Raw genomic sequence first — 20517 nt, 5'->3', positions numbered from 1 at the left:
CCGGAATCAATTCCGGAAGTGATTCCGGTACACCCGCTGGGCGTTGGAGTCCGGACCGTTACGCGCCGCTGGCCTCGCCGAGGACCGGTGTGCCGCCCTTGCGCCCGGCCTCCAGGGCATCGAGTGCCCGCGTGATCCGTTTGTTGGAGGCTTTGCGTTCGAGCTTGTCGAGCTCGGCCCGCATGGCCGTGTGGGGGGCGGATCCGGTGCGGGCTTCGAGATCGCGGGCGATCGCGATCAGCTCGTCGATGGAGGTGTCGGGCGGGCGCCCCGTACGGCGAGGCCGGGGTTTCGGCCTGTCGCGTTCCGGAAGAGGGTGAGGTGGTTCCGGCTCCTCTGGTGGTTCCCGCTTCGCTTGCGGGGTGTCCTTCTTCCGGCGGCGCTCGGGGGTGGGGATTTCCGGTACGTGCTCGCGTGCGGGGTGCGGGTGGTCATGGGAACGCGGAGCTGCACCGGAAGTGGGGCCGTCGGAAGTGGAGTCACCGGAAGTCGGCAGTCCCGGGGGCGTGGATGCGGAATGGTGGCGGGTGCCGGTCTCCCAGGGGAAGGTCAGGTCGGCATCGAGCAGGGCCGCGGCGTTCCGGCGGGCCGCGAACCGGGCCAGGAGCCGCTCGCGCTGTTGCGGATCGGTGGCCACCTGGGCCCGGTCCATCGCATCGGACAGGCGGCGCATGGCGAGTCGGCCACGTCGGGTCGTGCGGTATGCCTTGGGTTTCGCGTAGAGGCGCGCGGCCAGGTCGGCGGCCTTGGCAGTGGCGCGTTCGCGGGTGATCTCCTGGGCGTCGCGGCTGCGGTCGGCGATGCCCAGGCGAGACAGGAGGCGCTCGCGGGCCTCGCGCCCGATGCGGGCGGCCAGGCTGTCGGAGGCGGCCTTGGCGATGCGGTGGCGCAGCTCGATGCCCATGGCGAGGTGCCACAGCACGGCGGCCATGACCGGCCCGAGGAAGGCCCTCACCGAGCCGCCGACCAGACCGGATTCGGCGTACGCAGGGATGATCTGAACCGTCGTGATGACCCAGACCAGGACCCCGGGCATACCGGGTGCCCGCTTGTCGCTGTGGAGGTTCTGCCGAGCCAGCAGGGCGGTGGAGAACAGCGCGAGCTCACCGGCGGCGAACATCGCGATCCGCTCCGCCGTGCTGTACATGCCGAGGTAGTGGGCGGCGAACCGCCAACTGGTGTCGGCGCTGTAGATCGTGCACACGGTCGCGGCGACAGCGGCCAGCCGGAGCGCGAGCGTTCCTCGCCGCTCTGGCCGTTGGCCGTTGCTGCCGCTCCGGCTTCGTCGGGTCAGGTATGTGGCCAGTACCCCGCCGGAGACGAAGGCCAGAGCGGTGAGCATCGGGGGAGTGGCGTCCCATGTCGACCAGGGCACTTTCAGGCGTCACCGCCCCGAGTCCGCTCCTGGCTCGACGCGTCCGGTTCCCTTCGCTGGCTCACGCCTGCGGCGTGCTCGGCGGCCAGGACGTAGAGGTGGACGACGCCCAAGGGGATGAGAGGCGCGCAGGCCGACATGGCCACGACGGTGACGCCGGCCAGCGTCCAGGCGCCTCCCGGACCCTGCCGGTCGGCGAGGGAGCCGAGCACGACGACCGTGGCGGCGCGGACAGCTATCGCGGCGACAGTCAGCTTCCACGCGTACTCCTGGTCCAGGATCGGCGCTGAACGCAGCCGGACTACGGCGGCGATCGACAGGGCGATGAACCCGTCGATGGCGCCGAGGAACACGTATGGGAGAGGCGTGGAGGCGTACGTCGTGGCAGCGAGTTGATGCACGAGGTCGAGGGCGAGCAGGAAGGCCAGCGCGGCCAGTACGACGGCCGCGATGCACCCCGACGGAGCGGTCCAGGTCGAAGCCGACGGACCTGTCGGGGCAGGGGGAACTGCGGTAGTGGGCATATGAGGTCTCCGAAGGGCCCACGGGGCATGCGGCGTTGAGCCGTGCACGGGGGCAGTGAGGGGGGAGGGGAGGGAGTTGGCGCGGGTTACGCGGCGGTGTGCTGGGCGAGCTCGGCTGCGGCGAGGTCCACACGCGTCGGGTGGGGCACGGCGCGGGGCGCGTTGCCTCGCGAGCGGCCGTCGGGCCCTACGCGCCGGGTACGGCAGGGCTCGCCCTCGCCGGCGTGGCACCACTGGCAAGGGACGCTGAGAGCGTCGGGCCGTGCCGCGGCGACGGCGGCCTCGCGGGCGGCTCGCATCGGCCGGTAGCAGGCAAGCTCGGCGCGGACAGCGGGCGGAACGCACGATCCGATGGCAGCCAGGCGGGCTGCGATGTCGGGGTGTGGACCGCCGTTCGTGATCTGCCGGTGCGACGAGGGCGCAGCCGCACCGGTGGCGACCGCGTGTCGGGTGGCGAACAGTTCGGCCCGCCAGGCGGCAGGGTCGTCCGGGTCAGCGGACGGTGTGGGGTCGGTGTGCCGGCCGAGGCGGTCGCGGCGGTGGGCACGCCACTTGCGGGCGATGTCCACTGGCAGGAGCGGGTACGGGGAGTCCAGGACGTGGTCCCGTATCGCCTCGCGGGCATCCCAGCCGTGGACGGTGGCCAGGGGCACGTCGCTCAGCAACTCGTGCCATTGGGCGATTTGGTCACGGGCCTCGCCGGCATCGGTGCGGATGGAGCGGGGGTCGAGGCGGCCGATGTAGGCGAGGAGGGCGGCAATTTCGCGGCGATCCAGTGCAGTTACTCCGTTCCGGTCGGTTCTTCGAGGGCGGCGAGCAGGGCGGCGGTGTGCGCCTCGGCGCGGGTCATGCCGACCGTGGGGGCGGGGGTGCCGCCGGGCAGGGCGTAGAGGCTCGGGCGGCTCGGTGCAGGGCTGTGCTCGCGGGCGATCCAGGTGCGCCAGTCGGCAGCCCACGCGGCGGCCGAGCGCGGCGGCCAAGCCGCCCGGTAGGAACGCCACTTCGCGTCGGCGGCACGGATGCCGTCCTCGCCGAGGCGGGCCAGGTGCCCCTGCTGCTGCGCCCAGGCGCGGGTCTCCGCGTCGACCTCCCAGTCGGTGGCCGAGGTGAGGGTGGTGGCACTGCTGCTGTACCTACGGTTCACCTTCGGTTCACTACGGTTCTGGGGGCTGGATTCCGGTCCCTCCACGGGCTGGATTCCGGTCCCTGGCGGGGTTGGATTCCGGTCCGTGTCGTTTTCCGGCAGGGCCGGATCCTGGTCCTTCGAGGGGCCGGATTCCAGCCCCTTTCGGGGACGGATTCCGTACCGTCGCAGGCCGGGCGTGTTGCGGTCGGGCTTCCTGGGCTCGACGGTGGGAGCTCCTTCGGGACGCGACGCGTTCGCGATGAGGTGAGCCGCTAGGGGCAGCCAGTACACGGTGGCGCGGTACGGGCCCTGGAGATCGCCGGCCTCCTCCAGCTCGCCGTTGCGCACCAGCGCGTCCAGGGCATCACGGACGGTGGACCGGGAGGCCCCCGTGCGCTCCATCAGGCTGGGCACCGTGGCGTAGGCGACACACTTCTCGTCGGCGACGCGGTCGGCGATGGAGAGCATCACCAGCCGGGCGTTGCCCTTGCTGACGCTGCTCTCCCAGACCCACTCGCGGGCGTCTTTGCTCATCGGTTGGCGGCTCCTAGGTCAGGTGGGGAGGTGCGGGCAGTCCGCTTCGGGGGTTTGGGGAGGGCTGCGGCGTGGAGTTCCCGGCGAGGCCCGCGCTGGTGTGCACGAGGATTCCTTGGCCGCGGCTGTGGCGTGCCGAGTTTCCCCGTGCCCCGGAAACAGTGTTCCGGGCGCCTGGACAAGACAGCCACATCCGCCCGCGCAAGTCCAGCTTTCCACCGAGAAAGCAAACAGCTCACGGCGAACACGTCGTGCGCGGGGAATTAAAACGTTAGACCCGGATCCCCGGTTAGCGAAATCGCCCGCAGCGGTTGTTCCGTGGGATGGGCGACCTGACGCACCGTGATTTCGCCAACCGGTGTTCCCGTGCTATGTTCCGCCCTTTTCTGCGGTGACGTAGGGGATGTGACAACAAAGTGGCGCAAGACAGCAGTGGATCACCGGTTGGGGAAACGGCTCTTCCAGAGCTACAACAGATCCCATGCCGCAAACCCCTCTGGAAGTAGGCCGGTCGGAGATCAGGCCGCCCGCGCCATCGACCGCGTCCGCACCATGCGCGGAATCCCTAACGAGAGCTGGCCGCCCGCACGACCGAGCTGGGTCGCCCCACGACCCTCACGACGGACTCCCGCATCGAACGCCGGCGGCGACGCTGCGACATCGATGACGATGTTGCCATCGCAGCCGATCGCGGAATCTCCCCACGCACCTTTCTCGGCGAGCCCGCCCGGCCCCGCGCCCGGTCGGCGCGGGCGGAATATAGCCGACGATCCCCGGTTAGCGAAACCGGGGATTCTCCGCATCATTGGATTTCCCGCGCGCTCCGCCCTGCGGCCATCCGAAATCCGTCTCATTCGTTGTGAGGAACCTCTTGCCCCGATCTGCAGTAGCCCCCGAACTCCTTTTCGCCGAGAGTCGTGGGCGAAGGTGAGAGCCAGGAACCCCCACCGCCGCCTTGCCCCCTTCGCCCCACAGGAACCTCCCATGCCCGCACAATCGCTGCTTGTCGCCTCCGCCGCCCCTACCCCTGCTCGCGCTGTACGCACGGCCTTCCTGAACGTGAAGGACGCTGCCGAATACCTCGGCCTCTCACCGCACACGCTCTATGTCTGGCGGCATCGGAGGCAGGGACCGCCGAGTTTCCGCATGGGCCCACGTGGCCGCGTCATGTACCGGGTGGAAGCGCTCGACGCATGGGTCCGCCAGCAGGAACAGGCCGACTCGCGCTCCAACATGGCGCTGAGCCCCCTGAGCGCAGCTCCCCAGCATCGGTCCGGTCGCGTTCCCAGCACCTGACACGGCGCGCGCCGTAGACCGCAGTTTCCATCCCTTTCGTCAAGGAGTTCCTTCTGGCTGGCTACATAGAAGACCGATGGCTGAAGAAGCGCCCCAACCCGAAAACCGGCAAACGCGACCGCACCGCCATGCACGGCAAATGCACCCGCTACCGCGTCAAGGGCATTCCCGGCGTCAAGGACCGTTCCTTCGACGCCCTCCAGGACGCCAAGACCTGGCTCGCCCAGGCTCAGACCGACGCTCGCCGCGGCGAGTTCGTCGATCCGCGCGATGGGGCCATCTCCCTCAAGGACTACATCGCGACCCACTGGTGGCCCAGCCAGAGCGGTGACCCGTCCACGATCGAGCGGATCGAGCAGAGGGTACGGCGGCACATCGTTCCCCACCTGGGTGCTCAGCCGCTCAACGCCATCGGCACGGAAGTCCTGCGTCACTGGAAGAAGAGGCTGGAGAAGGACCTCGGTCCGACCTCGATCCGGATGGTCTGGGCGACGCTCTCTAGCGTCTTCCAGGCCGCTGTCGAGGACCGGCGCCTCGGACGCAATCCATGTCGGTCCAGCACGGTCGGTCCTCCGGCCGCCGCACCCGGCAGGGTCGAAGCGTGGCCGCGCGAACGGGTCCTGGCGGTACGGGAGGCACTGCCGGACCGCTACCGGCTCCTCCTCGTGATCGGAGCAGGTCTCGGGCTCCGCCAAGGGGAGGCCCTCGGGCTCTCCGTGGACGACATCGACTTCGAGAAGGAAGTCGTCCACGTCCGGCGGCAGGTCAAGATGGTGCGGACAAAGCTGTGTTTCGCGCTCCCCAAGGGGCGCAAGGTCCGGGACGTGCCGCTGCCATCCAGCGTGGCCCGGGCCATCCGGCAGCACATGGAGCAGTTCACGCCGGTGCCGGTCACGCTGCCCTGGGACGACCCGACTCCGGCCGAAACGCCGGTGGAGGCCAAACACCGGCGGCCGAGGACCTACAGCCTCCTGGTGACGGGACGCGAGCGGAAGGCCATCAACCGGAACTACTTCAACTCCTACGTGTGGAAGCCCGCTCTGGCCACGGCGGGTGTGATCGCCCCGCTGCAGGAGGGCAGCACCGACGGTGCTCGCGTGTGGGAGCCGTCCCGGGAGCACGGCTTTCACGCCCTGCGCCACTTCTACGCCTCCGAGGAACTGGAAGCTGGTGAATCGGTCGTCTCCCTGGCACGCTGGCTGGGCCACTCCGACCCCGGGTTCACGCTGCGGAAGTACTCCCACTTCCTGCCCCGCGCGGGCGCGCGGGGCAGCACCGCCATCGACGCGATCTTCGCGTAGCCGCGGACCGGACAGCGTCGGGTCCGGACTGATGAGTCCGTAGGAGCCCCGGCTCGATCGCAAAGTCCCAGAGAAGTCCCACGGATGCCGCCGCACCCCTCCTTGACTCGCTAAGTAGCAGGTCAAACGGGGTGCGGCGGCATCCGTGTGTCAAATGTCCCGGAAGGTCTCGATCTGCGCGCCGATGGAGTTGAGGCGTTCGGCCAGGTCCTCGTAACCGCGGTTGATGACATAGACGTTGCGCAGGACTGAGGTGCCCTCGGCGGCCATCATGGCCAGGAGGACGACGACGGCCGGGCGCAGGGCCGGAGGGCACATCATCTCCGCGGAGCGCCAGCGGGTCGTGCCGTCGATCAGGACGCGGTGCGGGTCGAGCAGTTTGACCTGGGCGCCGAGGCGGTTGAGGTCCGTCAGGTAGATCGCGCGGTTGTCGTAGACCCAGTCGTGGATCAGGGTCTGGCCCTGGGCGCTGGCCGCGATGGCGGCGAAGAACGGGACGTTGTCGATGTTGAGCCCCGGGAAGGGCATGGGGTGGATCTTGTCCAGCGGGGCCTGGAGCTTGGAGGGGCGGACGGTCAGGTCGATGAGCCGGGTGCGGCCGTTGTCGGCGTGGTACTCGGTGCTGCGCTCGTGGTCCAGGCCCATCTCCTCCAGGACCGCCAGCTCGATCTCCAGGAACTCCACCGGGACCCGGCGGATCGTCAGCTCCGACTCGGTGACAACCGCCGCGGCCAGCAGGCTCATTGCCTCGACCGGGTCCTCGGAGGGGGAGAAGTCCACATCGCGGTCGATCTTCGCGACGCCGTGGACGGTGAGGGTGGTGGTGCCGATGCCGTCGACCCGGACGCCCAGCTCCTCCAGGAAGAAGCAGAGGTCCTGGACCATGTAGTTGGACGAGGCGTTGCGGATGACCGTGACGCCGTCGTGCCGGGCGGCGGCCAGCAGGGCGTTCTCGGTGACGGTGTCGCCGCGTTCGGTCAGGACGATGGCGCGCTTGGGGGCGATGGTGCGGTCGACCTCGGCGAGGTAGGTGCCGTCGGTCGCGGTGATCTCCAGGCCGAAGTGCCGCAGTGCGGTCATATGGGGTGTGACGGTGCGGGTGCCGAGGTCGCAGCCGCCCGCGTACGGCAGCTTGAAGTGGTCCATCCGGTGCAGCAGCGGACCGAGGAACATGATCACGCTGCGGGTGCGGCGGGCCGCCTCCAAGTCCATGGCGCCGAGGTCGAGTTCGGCGGGCGGCACGATCTCCAGGTCGTTGCCCTCGTTGATCCAGCGGGTGCGGACGCCGATACTGCCCAGCACTTCCAGGATGCGGTAGACCTCCTCAATGCGGGCCACCCGGCGCAGAGTTGTCCGGCCCGCGTTGAGCAGGGTCGCGCACAGCAGCGCGACACAGGCGTTCTTGCTCGTCTTGACGTCGATGCTGCCGGAGAGCCGGCGTCCGCCGACCACCCGCAGATGCATCGGCCCGGCGTAGCCGAGCGAGACGATTTCACTGTCCAGGGCCTCGCCGATGCGGGCGATCATCTCAAGGCTGATGTTCTGGTTGCCGCGTTCGATGCGGTTGACCGCGCTCTGACTGGTGCCGAGGGCCTCGGCGAGCTGCGTCTGCGTCCAGCCCCGGTGCTGCCGGGCGTCACGGATGAGCCTGCCGATGCGTACGAGGTAGTCGTCTGCCATGGGGTGACCGTATCTCAGATATGAGATGGGTGCGCCACCGGTGATCCCTCGCTGCTCCATCACCAGTTGTTCTACTAGAATGCGAACAACTGGAGGTTGCCATGAAGCGATCCACGCGTTCGGCCCTGCCCGCGAACAACCGCCCGCGGGGCGGGATTGCCGCATTCCCCTTCGTCGCCGCGATCGTGGCGCTCGGAGGCGTCTACGCAGCGACGGCGGGCCGGCTGCCCGCCCGGCTCGCCACCCATTTCGGCGACGACGGCCGGGCCGACGGCTACTCCTCGGTCCAGAGCCTGCTGACGGTGTGCCTCGTGCTGCTGCTCGTCTTCGGCACCGCGGTCGTCGTGTGCGTCCAGCGGCGGGTGCCCGCCCAGAGCGGCCGGTGGCTGACCGCCGCCGGGTACGCCACCGCCGCCGCGACCGGCTATCCGGGCGTGCTGACCCTGCTCGGCAATGTCGACGTCACCGACGCCGCCACCGTCCGGCTGCCGCTCTGGCAGCTCGCCGTGACCTTCGCCGCGGCCGCCGCGGCCGGCGGACTCGGCTGGCTGCTGGCCGGCGCCGAACCGCCCGCGGAGCGCCCGGCTCCTGGCGCCGCTCCCCGGCTCGACCTGCCCGACGGGATGACCGCCGGCTGGTCACGCACCGTCAGCTCGACGCCGCTGGCCGTCCTGGGCGTCGTCACGCTGTGCGCAGGCGTTGTCATCGGAGCGCTCGCCGACGTGATCGCCGGCGCGGCCCTGGCGCTCGGCTCGATATTGATCATCCTCCCCGCCTCCGTCCGGGTGACGGTCGACCGGCGCGGCCTGACCCTCGCCCCGACGCTGGTGCCCTTCCGGATCCGCCGCATACCGCTCGGCCGGCTGGTGGAGGTGACCAGCCGCCGGATCTCGATCGGGACGGAGTTCGGCGGCTGGGGCTACCGTGTCCGACCGGGCGGCAGCGGCCTGGTGCTCCGCTCCGGCGACGGCATCGTGCTGCGGATGACCAACGGGCGGGAGTTCGTGGTGACCGTCGACGACGCGGCCACCGCCGCCGCGGTGCTCAACACGTATCTCGACCGCGCCCGTTCACCGCAAGGAGGCTGACGTGCTCTTCCGTGTCGACCCCGGTTCGTCCGTCCCCCTCGGCGACCAGATCGCGGGCTCAGTCCGCGGGGCGATCGCCGACGGCACGGTGGCGGCCGGCGAGCGCCTGCCCGCCGCCCGGGAACTCGCCGGGTCGCTCGGTGTCAACGTCCACACGGTGCTGCGCGGTTACCAGCGCCTCAAGGAGGAGGGCCTGATCGAACTCCGCCGCGGGCGCGGCGCGGTGGTCACCGGCGCCGCCTCCCCGGCCCGCGCCCGCCTGGGCGAGACCGCCGAGCGCCTGATCGCCGAGGCGCGCGGGCTGGGCCTCTCCGACGAGGAGATCGTGCGGGTGGTGCGGACGGGGCTGGCGGGGCGGTGAGCGCCACGGCGGGGGCGGCGGGGCGGTGCCGCCCCCGTCCCGCGCTCAGCCCGCCGCCGCGCTCCGCAGGCCGCGTACCTGCGGGGCGAGCAGCGCCGCCGCGGTGGCCAGGACGACCAGGGCGGCGCAGCCGGCCAGCGCGTGGCCGGCGCCGATCCGCGCCGCCAGCGGGCCGGCGACCAGGAGCCCCAGCGGGGCGAAGGCCAGCGAGCCGAACCAGTCGTAGGAGCTGACCCGGGAGAGCGCCTCCTTGGGGACCTCCTGCTGGATGGTGGTGGCCCAGAGCACGCCGAAGACATCGGCGGCGACACCGGCGCAGAACATCGCCGGCGCGACCACCGCAACCGGCGCCCGTACGGCGAGCAACGCGAGCGGCAGCGCGAGCGGGAAGGTGGCCAGTACGGCGACGAGCACCGGGCGGCGCACCCGCAGGCGCGCGGTCAGCCCCGCGCCCGCGATGGTGCCCAGCGCCTGCGCGGCGACGATCACCGACCAGGCGCGCGCACCGCCCAGATCGCGCTCGGCCACGAGCGGCCCCAGCACCCCGGCGTTGGCGTTGAGCGCGGCGACCACGACCGAGTACTGTGCGACGACCACCCACAGCCACTGGCGGCCCGCGAACTCCCGCCAGCCGTCGCGGAGATCGGCCCACCCGGACGAGGCGGCGGACCGCGGCACCGCGGTCAGCCGCAGGCCGCGGATGAGCAGCGCACTGACGACGAAGGACGCGGCGTTCAACGCCAGCGCCCAGCCGGCGCCGACCAGGGCGACGGTCACGCCGGACAGCGCCAGCCCCAGCAGCATCGAGCTGTTGGTGGCGACCCGGAGCAGCCCGTTGGCCCGTTGCAGCCCCGCGGCCGGGACGAGGAGCGGCAGCACCCCGTCCATGGCCGGGGCGAAGAGGGCGGTGGCGGTGCCCGCCAGGACGGCCAGTGCGCACAGCCCGACCAGTGGCGCGTGCCCGGTCAGCACCATCGCGGCCAGGCCCGCGTACGCGGCGGCGCCCACGGCATCCGAGACGACCATCAACCGGGAGCGCGACAACCGGTCCGCGATCACCCCGCCCACGAGGACGAACGCCAGCTGCGGCACCGCCTGGCACGCCAACACCAGCGACAGCCGGCCCGGGCCCGCGCCCGGCAGCGCGAGCACCGCGAAGGCCAGCGCGACCCGGGCGAAGCCGTTGCCGAGGACGGAGACGGTGCGGGCGGCGGCGAGCAGCGCGAAGCGGCGGTCGCGCCGCAACGGCGGTGCGGGGAGGGCGGGTTCGGGCGGGGGCTGCGCAGGCAGGGGGGAAGGGGGCGCGGGTTCCGGGGTGGCCGTCACGGCGGCCAGGGTAGGGGGTGGGGGCCCTCGGCCCGGCGATCGAGCGGACGCTGGACGCGCACGGGGGCGGCTGAGCAGTACGGGACCGGCCCCGGTCGTGTCGTCCCGACGGCCGTCGTCCCCGGCTCTCACCGGCTTCCTCCGAGGATGCCCCGTCCTATAGGGCGGGGAGGAATCGGGCTCTTGTGGAGCAGGGAAGAGATAGCCGTTTCGCTGCCAGGGCGTAACGGCGTCCACTCTCCGACGGGGCGAGGATGCCCACCAAGATCGATTGTTCTCAACTGTCAGTCCTCCCGGTTAGGTTGATGTGTATGACGACGGAAGCGAAGACGGAGGGGGCCGGGTTCGCCCGGTGGACCTTCCGGCTGCGCGTGTCGTCCACGGCCCGAACTGCCTTGATGGGTGAGTGGGACCGATGCCGGTGGATCTGGAACGAGTCCGTTGCCAAGTCCAAGGACGTGCATCTGCGCAACAAGGCCACCGGCGGGAAGCAGACATGTGGCCCGGCCCAGCTCGACAAGATGCTGACCGAGGCCCGCTCGCGTACGCCGTGGCTGCGTGAGGGATCCTCGGTCCCTCAGCAGCAGCTGATACGCGACTTCGGAAAGTCCCGTGCCAAGGCGCAGAAGGACATCAAAGACCGGCTGCCTATGCGCCGCCGGGCTGGTATGCCGAAGTGGAAGAAGAAGCGCGAGGCGCTGCCGAGCCTGAACTACACCAAGCGCGGTTTCCGCCTCAAAGACGGCCGTCTGCACCTTGCGGGTGGCATCGTGCTGACGGTGGTTTGGTCGAGGGAACTTCCCGCCGCCCCGTCCAGCGTGCGCGTCTACCAAGACAGCACGGGGGCGTGGTACGCGTCCTTCGTCGTACCCGCCGAGGTCCAGCCGCTCCCGGAGACCGGCCGCTTGATAGGCATCGACTGGGGCGTGAAGGAGACCGCGACCACCACATCCGACGCCCACGACCTCCCCCATGCCCAGCACGGGCGCACGGCCGCGCAGAAGCTGGCCCACTACCAGCGGATGATGGCCAGGCGGAAACCGAAGAAGGGGCAGGCGGGTTCGAAGGGCTACCGCGAAGCGAAGCGGCAGACCGCGAAGCTGCACAAGAAGGTGGCCCGGCAGCGTCAGGACACCGGCCGCAAGTGGGCAAAGCGGGTTGTCCGGGACCATGACGCCCTGGCGGTGGAGGACTTCCGTCCGAAGTTCCTCGCCAAGTCGAACATGGCCCATAAGGCCGCTGACGCAGCGATCGGCGCCACCAAACAGGCCCTGATCGAGATGGGCCGCAAGCACGCACGGGCCGTGCACCTGGTGCACCCCGCGCACACCACCATGGATTGCGCGCAGTGCGGAGCGAGAACCAAGCACGCACTACCTCTCTCAGAACGAACGTATGCCTGCACCGCATGCGGAGCCGTATCCCCCAGGGATAGGAACTCCGCCCGCGTGATGCTGGTCCGGGCTGGTCTCAACCCGGCTAGTGCTGAGGGCGTAAGACCACCGGGGCCGCTGGCCCCGGTGGCAGCCTGAGCTAGAAATCCCCGATCAGCCCTGGAGGGTGAGGAATCCCCTCCCTTCAGGGAGGGGAGGATTCAATCGTCCAGGATCGTCAGGTCCAGCCGTTCGAGCCGGGCCAGGTCGGCCAGGATGTTGATCTCCACGATCTTGCCGTGCGCGACGGTGAAGCCCATGACGGAGAACGGCCGCCCGCCGCGCGCGGTGACCAGCCCCGGCGCCCCGTTGACCAGTGCCGGGCGCGCGAACGGGACGAACCGGGAGTAGAGCAGGGCCTGTTCGACCACCGCGGCGGCACCGCGGACCAGCCGCGAGGCGCCCGGGGCGTCGGGTCCGCTGTCCGCCCGCAGCACGACATCCGGGTCGAGGACCGCCAGCAGCGCGTCGAAGTCGCCGCTGCGCGAGGCGGCGAGGAAGGCGCCGACCACCTCGCGCTGCCGGGCCCGGTCGGTGTCGGGGGCCGGGGCGGTGCCCTGCACCCGGCGGCGGGCCCGGCTGGCGAGCTGGCGGGCGGCGGCGGGGGAGCGGTCGACGATCGGGGCGATCTCGTCGAAGGGGACGGCGAACATGTCGTGCAGGACGAAGGCGAGCCGCTCGGCCGGTGCCAGGGTCTCCAGGACGACGAGCAGCGCGAGCCCCACCGAGTCGGCCAGCAGCACCTCCTGTTCGGGGTCGGGGCCGTCCTCGCGGCTCACGATCGGCTCCGGGACGTGGATGCCGAGGGGGTCCTCGCGCCGTGCCCGGCGGCTGCGGAGCTGGTCCAGGCAGACCCGTCCGACGATGGTGGTCATCCAGCCGCCCAGGTTCTCCACGCCGTGCACGCCGGCTCGGCTCAGCCGCAGCCACGCTTCCTGGACCGCGTCGTCCGCCTCGCTCAGCGAGCCCAGCATCCGGTAGGCGACCGCCCGCAGATTGCCGCGGTGCTCCTCGAACCGCTCGGCCAGCCACTCGCGGTCGTCCCGGCCGGGGGTGCCCGTCCCGTCGTTCTCGTCCATCGCTCGCTTCCGCCCTCTTTCTCCGTCGTCGTCCGTCACCGCAATGACGGATGCCAGGGTGCAGGTGTGACAGGAGGCGTCGGGCGGGGCGGCCGCCGCGCCGGTCCCGACCCGCCACACCTCCCCGTCCGGCCACCGGCTCACCGGACGGCGGGCATCTCCCCTGGCGCCGCCCGCGCGGTACGCGGAGCGGGTGCCCTCGGTCAAGATCGTGCCCCCTCGCGAACCGGGCCACGAGACCGGGGTGGGCGATCAGCGGGCCGTGGAAGCGCCGCCGGCGCGGCGCCGTGGTCGTGGCCGTGGTCACGGCCGTGGCCATCGCGGTCACCTCGGCTCGGTGGCGTACGTCATGGAGGTGACGGGCCGCGGCGAGGAAAGGTGACCGATGCGCGAGCAGGACCGGACGGACGGGCGGGGCGAGCCGGCGGTGGGGCACGGGCAGGACCGGCTGGCGGAGCGTTTCGAGGCGGAGCGCGGCCGGCTGCACGCGGTCGCCTACCGGATGCTCGGCTCGTCCGGCGAGGCGGATGACGCCGTCCAGGAAGCCTGGCTGCGGCTCGGCCGGGCCGGTGCCGGCGGGGTCGGGAACCTGGCCGCCTGGCTGACCACCGTGGTCTCCCGGATCTGCCTCGACATGCTGCGCGCCCGTACGGCCCGGCGCGAGGAGCCGTTCGGCGAGGAGCTGCCCGACCGGCTCGCCGGCCCCGGCGCCGGGAGCGGCGGGCCGGCGGCGGGCGACCCCGAACAGGAGGCGCTGCTGGCCGACGCGGTGGGCCGGGCGCTGCTCGTGGTGCTGGACACCCTCGCCCCCGCCGAACGGATCGCGTTCGTGCTGCACGACATGTTCGCCGTGCCGTTCGACCGGATCGCGCCCATCGTGGAGCGCACCCCGGTCACCGCGAAGAAGCTGGCCAGCCGCGCCCGCCACAAGGTGCGCGGCACCCCGGCGCTGCCCGCCGCCGAACTCACCCGCCACCGGCGGGTCGTGGACGCCTTCCTGGCGGCCTGCCGCGACGGCGACATCGCCGGGCTGCTGGCGGTGCTGGACCCCGATGCGGTCCGCCGGGCGGACCGCGCCGCGCTGCCCGCCGGCGTCCCCGCCGAGGTCCGCGGGGCGGCGGCCGTGGTGGAGCAGACCGTGGTCCTCGGCAAGCGGGCGCGGTTCGCGGCGCCGGCGCTGGTGAACGGTGCGGTGGGAGCCGTCGTGGCCCCGGGCGGCCGGCTGCGGATCGTGCTCACCTTCACCCTCGGGACCACCGCCGGCGGCACCCGGATCACCGGCTACGAGGTGATCGCCGACCCGGCACGGCTGCGCGGGCTCGACCTGGCCGTCCTCGACGCGTAGGGCGGGTCCCCCGGCGCCGGGACGGCGAGAACGAGCCCGTGCGCCCCGGTCAGCCCTCGGCGATCTCGCGGACCTCGGCGGTGACCGTCAGATGCGCGTCGTGGACCCGGAGGAACCGCTCGGTCCACTCCAGCGCCTCGGCCTTGTCCTCGGCCTGGAGGAGGGCGTAGCCACCGATGACCTCCTTGGCCTCGGCGAACGGGCCGTCGGTGTACGACAGTGCGCCGCCGGACCAGGTGACCCGGGTCCCCTGGGCGCTCGGGGTGAGTCCGGCGGTGTCCAGCATGACCCCGGCCTTGGTGATCTCTTCCAGCAGCTCGCCCATCCGCCGCGCCATCTCGGGGCTGGGGCCCCCGGCGGGGATGTGCTGCTCGTCGATGCGGATCAGCGTCAGAAAGCGCGGCATGGTGACTCCTCGGTCGGGTGGGCGGGGTCCGTCCCCGCCTCTCACCCGTGCGTCGAACGGGCGGCGGCCGGATCGACAGCTTCCGCGGCCTTCGGGAAAAAATTCTCCGGGACCCGCCGGGAGCCGGACGGTGGCGCCCCGTGCGGTCACCGGGCGAGCGCACCGTCCCGTCGTGCGCGGGCGACCAGCACCTGCTGCTGGGCCAGCAGCACGACGCCGAAGTACAGCAGGACGGTGACCGTGCCGAGCCCGGCCGCGACCGTGGTGTCGATCAGGAAGTGCTGCCCCAGGCCGGCGATCCACAGTGCCGCGGTGGCCAGGTTGCCCTGACGCATCACCGTGCCGCCCTTCAGGGACAGCCGCACGGTGAACGCGCGGACCGTGGCGAGCAGCACGCCGACGGCAAGGCTCGCGGCGAGCATCCCGGCGTCGTGCCCGGACAGCGGACTGGAGGTGGTGTACGCGGCGGTCTCCACCGCGCCGATGACGACCAGGACCAGGCCGATCGGCGACTTCTCGCGCAGCGGGCGATCGGTGAGCTGCCGGGACAGCAGCCATACCAGCACGGCGGCGGTGATGACGAGGTTGGCGGTGGTGGTGTTGTGGTCCATGACCCCTGGGCCTTCTCTGTGAAACGGGTGTGCGCGGGCTGCGCCGCGTGCCTTCCACGGTGCGGCCGGGCGCGGGCGGAGGGATCGGCCGCCGGGGTGGAGAAAGGGGTGGAGATCACGTCGGCCCGGTACGGGACCTGCGGTGCGTGCCGCCATGATGGGCGGGTGCGGAACGAGGGGATACGACGGCTGCGGCCCGGCCGGTTCCGGGACGGCCTGGACGCGTCCCGGCTGCGCCGGATCGCCCTGAACGGGCTCGCCATCGCCGTCGCGGTCGTCCTGCCGCGGGACACCCCTCAACTGCCGGGCGTCACCGTGCTGTTCTCCGTACTGATCGCGCTGTGGGCGGTGACGACGGTGATCCGGCACCTGCTGGCGCCGCCCTGGCCGGGCGCGATGTGGAGCGTGCTGCTGGTCGGCGGCGCGGTCTGCGCCGGAATGAGCACGCAGCCGTCCGGCCCGGCGTTCGTGGCGTCGGCGGGCCTGTTCCTGCTGACCTCGGCCGTCGAGAGCGACGTCCGGTGGATCGCCGTCGCCACCGCGGCCGGGATCGCCGGCTTCGCGCTCGCCCACGCCGCCGCCGGCGGGAGCCCGGACGCGGCCGTCCCGTCACTGATCTCGGCCGTCACGGGCGGCGGCTTCGGCCTCCTGGCCCGGTTGAACGGCCTCGACCGCCGTAGCGAGCGCAGCGCGGCCGAGCGGCGCGCGGAGAAGGCGGTGCTGGAGGAGCGCGCCAGGATCGCCCGGGACATCCATGACGTACTGGCCCATTCGCTCGGCGGCCTGGTGCTCCAGCTGGACGCGCTGGAGGCGGTCTCGGCGGCGCGCGGCGCGGACGAGGAGGTGCTCGTCCGGGTGCGCGGGGCGCGGGAGATGGCGGCGGACGGCCTGGTGGCGGCGAAGCACGCGGTCGACGCGCTGCGCCGGCTGCCCGCCGGTATCGACGCCGCGCTCGGCGAGATCGTCGCCGGGGCCCGCGCGCTCGGCATGACCGTGGACGTCGAGCTGCGCGGCGAGGCGGCCCGGGTGCCCGCACCGGTCGCCGAGGTGGCCGCTTCGGTCACCGTCGAGGCGCTGACCAACGCCCGCAAGCACGCGCCGGGCGCGCCGGTCGCCGTGACGCTGAAGACCGGCCGGGACGCGGTGCTGCTCCGGATCGCCAACCGGCTCGCGGCGCCGGGCGGCCCGGCGGTGCCGCTGCCCTCGGGCGGGCACGGCGTGGCCGGCATGCGGGAGCGGGCACAGATCGTCGGGGGCACACTCGACGCGGGCCGGAAGGACGGGGTGTGGACGGTGGAATGCCGGGTTCCGTATGAGTGACGGCAGCACGTATGGCGACCGTGGGGGCCGAAGTGGCCGGCCGGTCCAGGTGGTTGTCGCCGACGACCAGGCCGCGGTGCGCGACGGTCTGGTGACCATCCTCGACCACGAGCCGGAGATCGAGGTGGTGGGGACCGCCGCGGACGGCGCCGAGGCCGTCGAGCTGACCCGGCGCCTGGCCCCGGACGTGGTGCTGATGGACCTCCGGATGCCCGGCGTCGACGGCGTCGCGGCGACCCGCGCCATCACCGCGCCCGGCCCGGGGCCCGCGGTGCTGGTGCTGACCACCTACGCCGACGACGAGTCGGTGGTCCGGGCGCTCCAGGCGGGCGCGGCCGGCTATCTGACCAAGAGCGCGGGGCGCGCCCAGATCGTCTCCGCGATCACCGCCACCGCCGACGGGCACCGCACCTTCGCCCCGGAGGTCGCCTCGGTGATGGTGCGCGGCCTGACCCGCCGCACGGCGCTGGAGCGGATCGCGGCGGCGCACGCGCTGACCGTCCAGGAGACCCGGGTCCTCCAGCTGCTCACCGAACGGCGGAGCAATCGGGCCATTGCGGAGGAGCTGTTCGTCTCGGTCGCCACCGTCAAGACGCACATCAACAACCTCTTCGGCAAGCTCCAGGTCGGCAACCGGGCGCAGGCGGCGGAGCTGGTCGAGCGGGTGCGCGGCGAGCGGGGGTGAGGTGCCGCCGGTGGGGACGGCCGTGCGGGGCCGCCGCCCGCGGGAGGGGGCCAGATCACGCGGGCAGGGCATGACCCCGCCGCGGCGATGTACTAGAGTTATCTCGACATCGAGATATCTGGCGAGAGGCGTACCGCTGCCGCGCTAGTTAGGCATACCTAACTAAGGCGTACCTTAGCGGATCGGCTGGGACCTGTGACGGCAGGATGCAGGTGGTACGCGCGAAATCATGCATGAAGGAGACTGTCGTGTCGGCGAACAGCTTCGACGCCCGCAGCACCCTGAAGGTGGGCGACGAGTCTTACGAGATCTTCCGGTTGGACAAGGTCGAGGGCGCAGCCCGCCTGCCGTACAGCCTGAAGGTGCTGCTGGAGAACCTGCTCCGTACCGAGGACGGCGCGAACATCACCGCCGACCACATCCGTGCGCTCGGCGACTGGGACTCCCAGGCGCAGCCGAGCCAGGAGATCCAGTTCACGCCGGCCCGCGTGATCATGCAGGACTTCACCGGCGTGCCCTGCGTCGTGGACCTCGCGACCATGCGTGAGGCCGTCAAGGAGCTGGGCGGCGACCCGGCGAAGATCAACCCGCTGGCGCCGGCCGAGCTGGTCATCGACCACTCCGTCATCGCCGACAAGTTCGGCACCCACGACGCGTTCGCGCAGAACGTCGAGCTGGAGTACGGCCGCAACAAGGAGCGCTACCAGTTCCTGCGCTGGGGCCAGACCGCGTTCGACGAGTTCAAGGTTGTCCCCCCGGGCACCGGCATCGTCCACCAGGTCAACATCGAGCACCTGGCCCGTACGGTCATGGTCCGCAACGGCCAGGCGTACCCGGACACCCTCGTCGGCACCGACTCGCACACCACCATGGTCAACGGCCTCGGTGTGCTGGGCTGGGGCGTCGGCGGCATCGAGGCCGAGGCCGCGATGCTCGGCCAGCCGGTCTCCATGCTCATCCCGCGCGTCGTCGGCTTCAAGCTGACCGGAGAGCTGAAGCCGGGCACCACCGCCACCGACCTGGTGCTGACCATCACCGAGATGCTGCGCAAGCACGGCGTCGTCGGCAAGTTCGTGGAGTTCTACGGCGAGGGCGTCGCCGCCACCTCGCTCGCCAACCGCGCCACCATCGGCAACATGTCGCCGGAGTTCGGCTCCACCGCCGCGATCTTCCCGATCGACGGCGAGACCCTCAACTACCTGCGCCTGACCGGCCGCAGCGACCAGCAGGTCGCGCTGGTCGAGGCGTACGCCAAGGAGCAGGGCCTCTGGCTCGACCCGGCCGCCGAGCCGGACTTCTCCGAGAAGCTGGAGCTGGACCTCTCGACGGTCGTCCCGTCGATCGCCGGCCCGAAGCGCCCGCAGGACCGCATCGTCCTCGCCGAGGCCGCCCAGCAGTTCGCCCAGGACGTCCGCAACTACGTCGACACCGCCGACGAGGCCGGCATGGAGTCCTTCCCGGCCTCCGACGCCCCGGCCACCGCCAACGGCGTCCCGACCAACCCCGTCACCGTCACCGCCCCCGACGGCTCGACGTACCAGATCGACCACGGTGCGGTGACGGTCGCGGCCATCACCTCCTGCACCAACACCTCCAACCCCTACGTCATGGTCGCCGCCGCGCTGGTCGCGAAGAAGGCCGTGGAGAAGGGCCTGACCCGCAAGCCGTGGGTCAAGACCACCCTGGCGCCCGGCTCCAAGGTCGTCACCGACTACTTCGACAAGGCGGGCCTGACCCCGTACCTGGACAAGGTCGGCTTTAACCTCGTCGGCTACGGCTGCACCACCTGCATCGGCAACTCCGGCCCGCTGCCGGAGGAGGTCTCCAAGGCCGTCAACGACCACGACCTGGCCGTGACCTCGGTCCTCTCCGGCAACCGCAACTTCGAGGGCCGGATTAACCCCGACGTCAAGATGAACTACCTGGCGTCCCCGCCGCTGGTCGTCGCGTACGCCCTCGCCGGCTCCATGAAGGTGGACATCACCCGCGAGGCGCTGGGCACCGACACCGAGGGCAACCCGGTCTACCTCAAGGACATCTGGCCCTCCGAGGCCGAGGTCAACGACGTCGTGGCCAACGCCATCGGCGAGGACATGTTCAACAAGTCCTACAGCGACGTCTTCGCGGGCGACGCCCAGTGGCAGGCGCTGCCGATCCCGACCGGCAACACCTTCGAGTGGGACGCCGAGTCCACCTACGTCCGCAAGCCCCCGTACTTCGAGGGCATGACGATGGAGACCACCCCGGTCACCGACATCGCCGGTGCCCGCGTCCTCGCCAAGCTGGGCGACTCGGTCACCACCGACCACATCTCCCCGGCCGGTGCGATCAAGGCCGACACCCCGGCCGGCCAGTACCTCACCGAGCACGGTGTGGAGCGCCGCGACTTCAACTCCTACGGCTCGCGCCGCGGCAACCACGAGGTCATGATCCGCGGCACGTTCGCCAACATCCGCCTGCGCAACCAGATCGCGCCGGGCACCGAGGGCGGCTTCACCCGCGACTTCACGAAGGACGGCGCTCCGGTCTCCTTCATCTACGACGCGTCGCAGAACTACCAGGCCGCCGGCATCCCGCTGGTCGTCCTGGCCGGCAAGGAGTACGGCTCCGGCTCGTCCCGCGACTGGGCCGCCAAGGGCACCGCGCTGCTCGGCGTCAAGGCCGTCATCGCCGAGTCCTACGAGCGCATCCACCGCTCGAACCTCATCGGCATGGGCGTCCTGCCCCTCCAGTTCCCGGAGGGCGCGTCCGCCCAGTCGCTGGGCCTGACCGGCGAGGAGACCTTCGCCTTCTCCGGTGTGACCGAGCTGAACGACGGCAGCACGCCGCGCACGGTCAAGGTCACCACCGACAGCGGTGTGGAGTTCGACGCGGTGGTCCGCATCGACACCCCCGGTGAGGCGGACTACTACCGCAACGGCGGCATCATGCAGTACGTGCTGCGGAGCCTGATCCGCAAGTAGGCGGCGCCCGAGGGCGCTTGAGCACAAGGGCCGCACTCCCCGGAAGGGGGGTGCGGCCCTCTGC

Annotated in this window: 18 protein-coding genes; 9 read left to right on the top strand and 9 right to left on the bottom strand. The window is 71.5% G+C overall.

The window, feature by feature from the left end:
* Nucleotides 1-58: 58 nt before the first annotated feature.
* The 4 genes from ACO1BR_RS18560 to ACO1BR_RS18545 form a co-directional block, all read right to left on the bottom strand.
* The gene (locus tag ACO1BR_RS18560) at nucleotides 59-1375 is read right to left on the bottom strand and encodes a hypothetical protein (protein WP_426796164.1); all 1317 of its coding nucleotides are present in this window, start codon (nucleotides 1373-1375) and stop codon (nucleotides 59-61) included.
* A gap of 2 nt (nucleotides 1376-1377) precedes the next feature.
* Complete coding sequence (locus tag ACO1BR_RS18555) at nucleotides 1378-1899, bottom strand: hypothetical protein (protein ID WP_426796163.1); 522 nt, start codon at nucleotides 1897-1899, stop codon at nucleotides 1378-1380.
* An 86-nt stretch (nucleotides 1900-1985) separates the two neighbouring features.
* A complete protein-coding gene (locus ACO1BR_RS18550) occupies nucleotides 1986-2675 on the bottom strand; it encodes a zinc finger domain-containing protein (protein ID WP_426796179.1) in 690 nt (229 codons plus the stop codon).
* A gap of 5 nt (nucleotides 2676-2680) precedes the next feature.
* On the bottom strand, nucleotides 2681-3559 hold the full coding sequence (locus ACO1BR_RS18545) for a helix-turn-helix domain-containing protein (protein WP_426796162.1): 879 nt from the start codon (nucleotides 3557-3559) through the stop codon (nucleotides 2681-2683).
* A gap of 984 nt (nucleotides 3560-4543) precedes the next feature.
* On the opposite strand from ACO1BR_RS18545, the gene ACO1BR_RS18540 reads away from it, so the two are divergent.
* Nucleotides 4544-4855: a helix-turn-helix transcriptional regulator gene (locus ACO1BR_RS18540; protein ID WP_426796161.1), complete on the top strand. Its 312-nt coding sequence runs from the start codon at nucleotides 4544-4546 to the stop codon at nucleotides 4853-4855.
* Between the two features lie 80 nt (nucleotides 4856-4935).
* Entirely contained in the window at nucleotides 4936-6156 is a 1221-nt protein-coding gene (locus ACO1BR_RS18535; RefSeq protein WP_426796178.1) for a tyrosine-type recombinase/integrase, read from the top strand.
* A 150-nt stretch (nucleotides 6157-6306) separates the two neighbouring features.
* Here ACO1BR_RS18535 and ACO1BR_RS18530 read toward each other — a convergent pair whose 3' ends face one another.
* Entirely contained in the window at nucleotides 6307-7836 is a 1530-nt protein-coding gene (locus tag ACO1BR_RS18530; protein ID WP_426796160.1) for a helix-turn-helix domain-containing protein, read from the bottom strand.
* Between the two features lie 101 nt (nucleotides 7837-7937).
* On the opposite strand from ACO1BR_RS18530, the gene ACO1BR_RS18525 reads away from it, so the two are divergent.
* Both ACO1BR_RS18525 and ACO1BR_RS18520 read left to right on the top strand, forming a co-directional pair.
* The gene (locus ACO1BR_RS18525) at nucleotides 7938-8924 is read left to right on the top strand and encodes a DUF1648 domain-containing protein (RefSeq protein ID WP_426796159.1); all 987 of its coding nucleotides are present in this window, start codon (nucleotides 7938-7940) and stop codon (nucleotides 8922-8924) included.
* A gap of 1 nt (nucleotide 8925) precedes the next feature.
* Entirely contained in the window at nucleotides 8926-9285 is a 360-nt protein-coding gene (locus tag ACO1BR_RS18520) for a GntR family transcriptional regulator (RefSeq protein WP_159507602.1), read from the top strand.
* A 45-nt stretch (nucleotides 9286-9330) separates the two neighbouring features.
* Here ACO1BR_RS18520 and ACO1BR_RS18515 read toward each other — a convergent pair whose 3' ends face one another.
* Complete coding sequence (locus tag ACO1BR_RS18515) at nucleotides 9331-10611, bottom strand: MFS transporter (protein ID WP_426796158.1); 1281 nt, start codon at nucleotides 10609-10611, stop codon at nucleotides 9331-9333.
* Nucleotides 10612-10922: 311 nt separating this feature from the next.
* On the opposite strand from ACO1BR_RS18515, the gene ACO1BR_RS18510 reads away from it, so the two are divergent.
* A complete protein-coding gene (locus ACO1BR_RS18510) occupies nucleotides 10923-12143 on the top strand; it encodes an RNA-guided endonuclease InsQ/TnpB family protein (protein WP_426796157.1) in 1221 nt (406 codons plus the stop codon).
* A gap of 62 nt (nucleotides 12144-12205) precedes the next feature.
* Here ACO1BR_RS18510 and sigJ read toward each other — a convergent pair whose 3' ends face one another.
* A complete protein-coding gene (gene sigJ / locus ACO1BR_RS18505; RefSeq protein ID WP_426796177.1) occupies nucleotides 12206-13123 on the bottom strand; it encodes an RNA polymerase sigma factor SigJ in 918 nt (305 codons plus the stop codon).
* Nucleotides 13124-13508: 385 nt separating this feature from the next.
* Here sigJ and ACO1BR_RS18500 point away from each other — a divergent pair, with 385 nt between their 5' ends.
* Nucleotides 13509-14468 (top strand): sigma-70 family RNA polymerase sigma factor, encoded by a 960-nt coding sequence (locus ACO1BR_RS18500; protein WP_426796156.1) that lies wholly within the window; start codon nucleotides 13509-13511, stop codon nucleotides 14466-14468.
* A gap of 49 nt (nucleotides 14469-14517) precedes the next feature.
* On the opposite strand, the gene ACO1BR_RS18495 is transcribed toward ACO1BR_RS18500, so the two are convergent.
* Complete coding sequence (locus ACO1BR_RS18495; protein WP_426796155.1) at nucleotides 14518-14874, bottom strand: YciI family protein; 357 nt, start codon at nucleotides 14872-14874, stop codon at nucleotides 14518-14520.
* 146 nt (nucleotides 14875-15020) lie between these two features.
* Nucleotides 15021-15485 carry a hypothetical protein gene (locus tag ACO1BR_RS18490; RefSeq protein ID WP_426796154.1) on the bottom strand — a complete coding sequence of 155 codons (465 nt, stop codon included), beginning with the start codon at nucleotides 15483-15485 and terminating at the stop codon, nucleotides 15021-15023.
* Between the two features lie 165 nt (nucleotides 15486-15650).
* Between ACO1BR_RS18490 and ACO1BR_RS18485 the strand changes: the two genes are divergently transcribed.
* The 3 genes from ACO1BR_RS18485 (at nucleotide 15651) to acnA (ending at nucleotide 20453) form a co-directional block, all read left to right on the top strand.
* Nucleotides 15651-16805: a sensor histidine kinase gene (locus tag ACO1BR_RS18485; protein WP_426796153.1), complete on the top strand. Its 1155-nt coding sequence runs from the start codon at nucleotides 15651-15653 to the stop codon at nucleotides 16803-16805.
* Nucleotides 16798-17490, top strand: a complete 693-nt coding sequence (locus tag ACO1BR_RS18480) for a response regulator transcription factor (RefSeq protein ID WP_426796152.1) — start codon at nucleotides 16798-16800, stop codon at nucleotides 17488-17490. Before ACO1BR_RS18485 ends, ACO1BR_RS18480 begins: the two co-directional genes overlap by 8 nt.
* 248 nt (nucleotides 17491-17738) lie before the next feature.
* Entirely contained in the window at nucleotides 17739-20453 is a 2715-nt protein-coding gene (acnA, locus tag ACO1BR_RS18475; RefSeq protein ID WP_426796151.1) for an aconitate hydratase AcnA, read from the top strand.
* The last annotated feature ends 64 nt before the right edge of the window (nucleotides 20454-20517 follow it).

Source organism: Streptomyces sp. YGL11-2, from assembly GCF_050054615.1.
GTDB lineage: Bacteria > Actinomycetota > Actinomycetes > Streptomycetales > Streptomycetaceae > Streptomyces.
The sequence above is the reverse complement of the archived record's forward strand: the minus strand, read 5'-3'. Positions and strand labels throughout refer to the sequence as shown.

Coding starts and splice junctions, on each gene's coding strand:
- ACO1BR_RS18555 (WP_426796163.1), bottom strand. CDS start 1,899: ATGCCCACTACCGCAGTTCCCCCTGCCCCGACAGGTCCGTCGGCTTCG.
- ACO1BR_RS18545 (WP_426796162.1), bottom strand. CDS start 3,559: ATGAGCAAAGACGCCCGCGAGTGGGTCTGGGAGAGCAGCGTCAGCAAG.
- ACO1BR_RS18540 (WP_426796161.1), top strand. CDS start 4,544: ATGCCCGCACAATCGCTGCTTGTCGCCTCCGCCGCCCCTACCCCTGCT.
- ACO1BR_RS18530 (WP_426796160.1), bottom strand. CDS start 7,836: ATGGCAGACGACTACCTCGTACGCATCGGCAGGCTCATCCGTGACGCC.
- ACO1BR_RS18525 (WP_426796159.1), top strand. CDS start 7,938: ATGAAGCGATCCACGCGTTCGGCCCTGCCCGCGAACAACCGCCCGCGG.
- ACO1BR_RS18510 (WP_426796157.1), top strand. CDS start 10,923: ATGACGACGGAAGCGAAGACGGAGGGGGCCGGGTTCGCCCGGTGGACC.
- sigJ (WP_426796177.1), bottom strand. CDS start 13,123: ATGGACGAGAACGACGGGACGGGCACCCCCGGCCGGGACGACCGCGAG.
- ACO1BR_RS18500 (WP_426796156.1), top strand. CDS start 13,509: ATGCGCGAGCAGGACCGGACGGACGGGCGGGGCGAGCCGGCGGTGGGG.
- ACO1BR_RS18495 (WP_426796155.1), bottom strand. CDS start 14,874: ATGCCGCGCTTTCTGACGCTGATCCGCATCGACGAGCAGCACATCCCC.
- ACO1BR_RS18490 (WP_426796154.1), bottom strand. CDS start 15,485: ATGGACCACAACACCACCACCGCCAACCTCGTCATCACCGCCGCCGTG.
- ACO1BR_RS18480 (WP_426796152.1), top strand. CDS start 16,798: ATGAGTGACGGCAGCACGTATGGCGACCGTGGGGGCCGAAGTGGCCGG.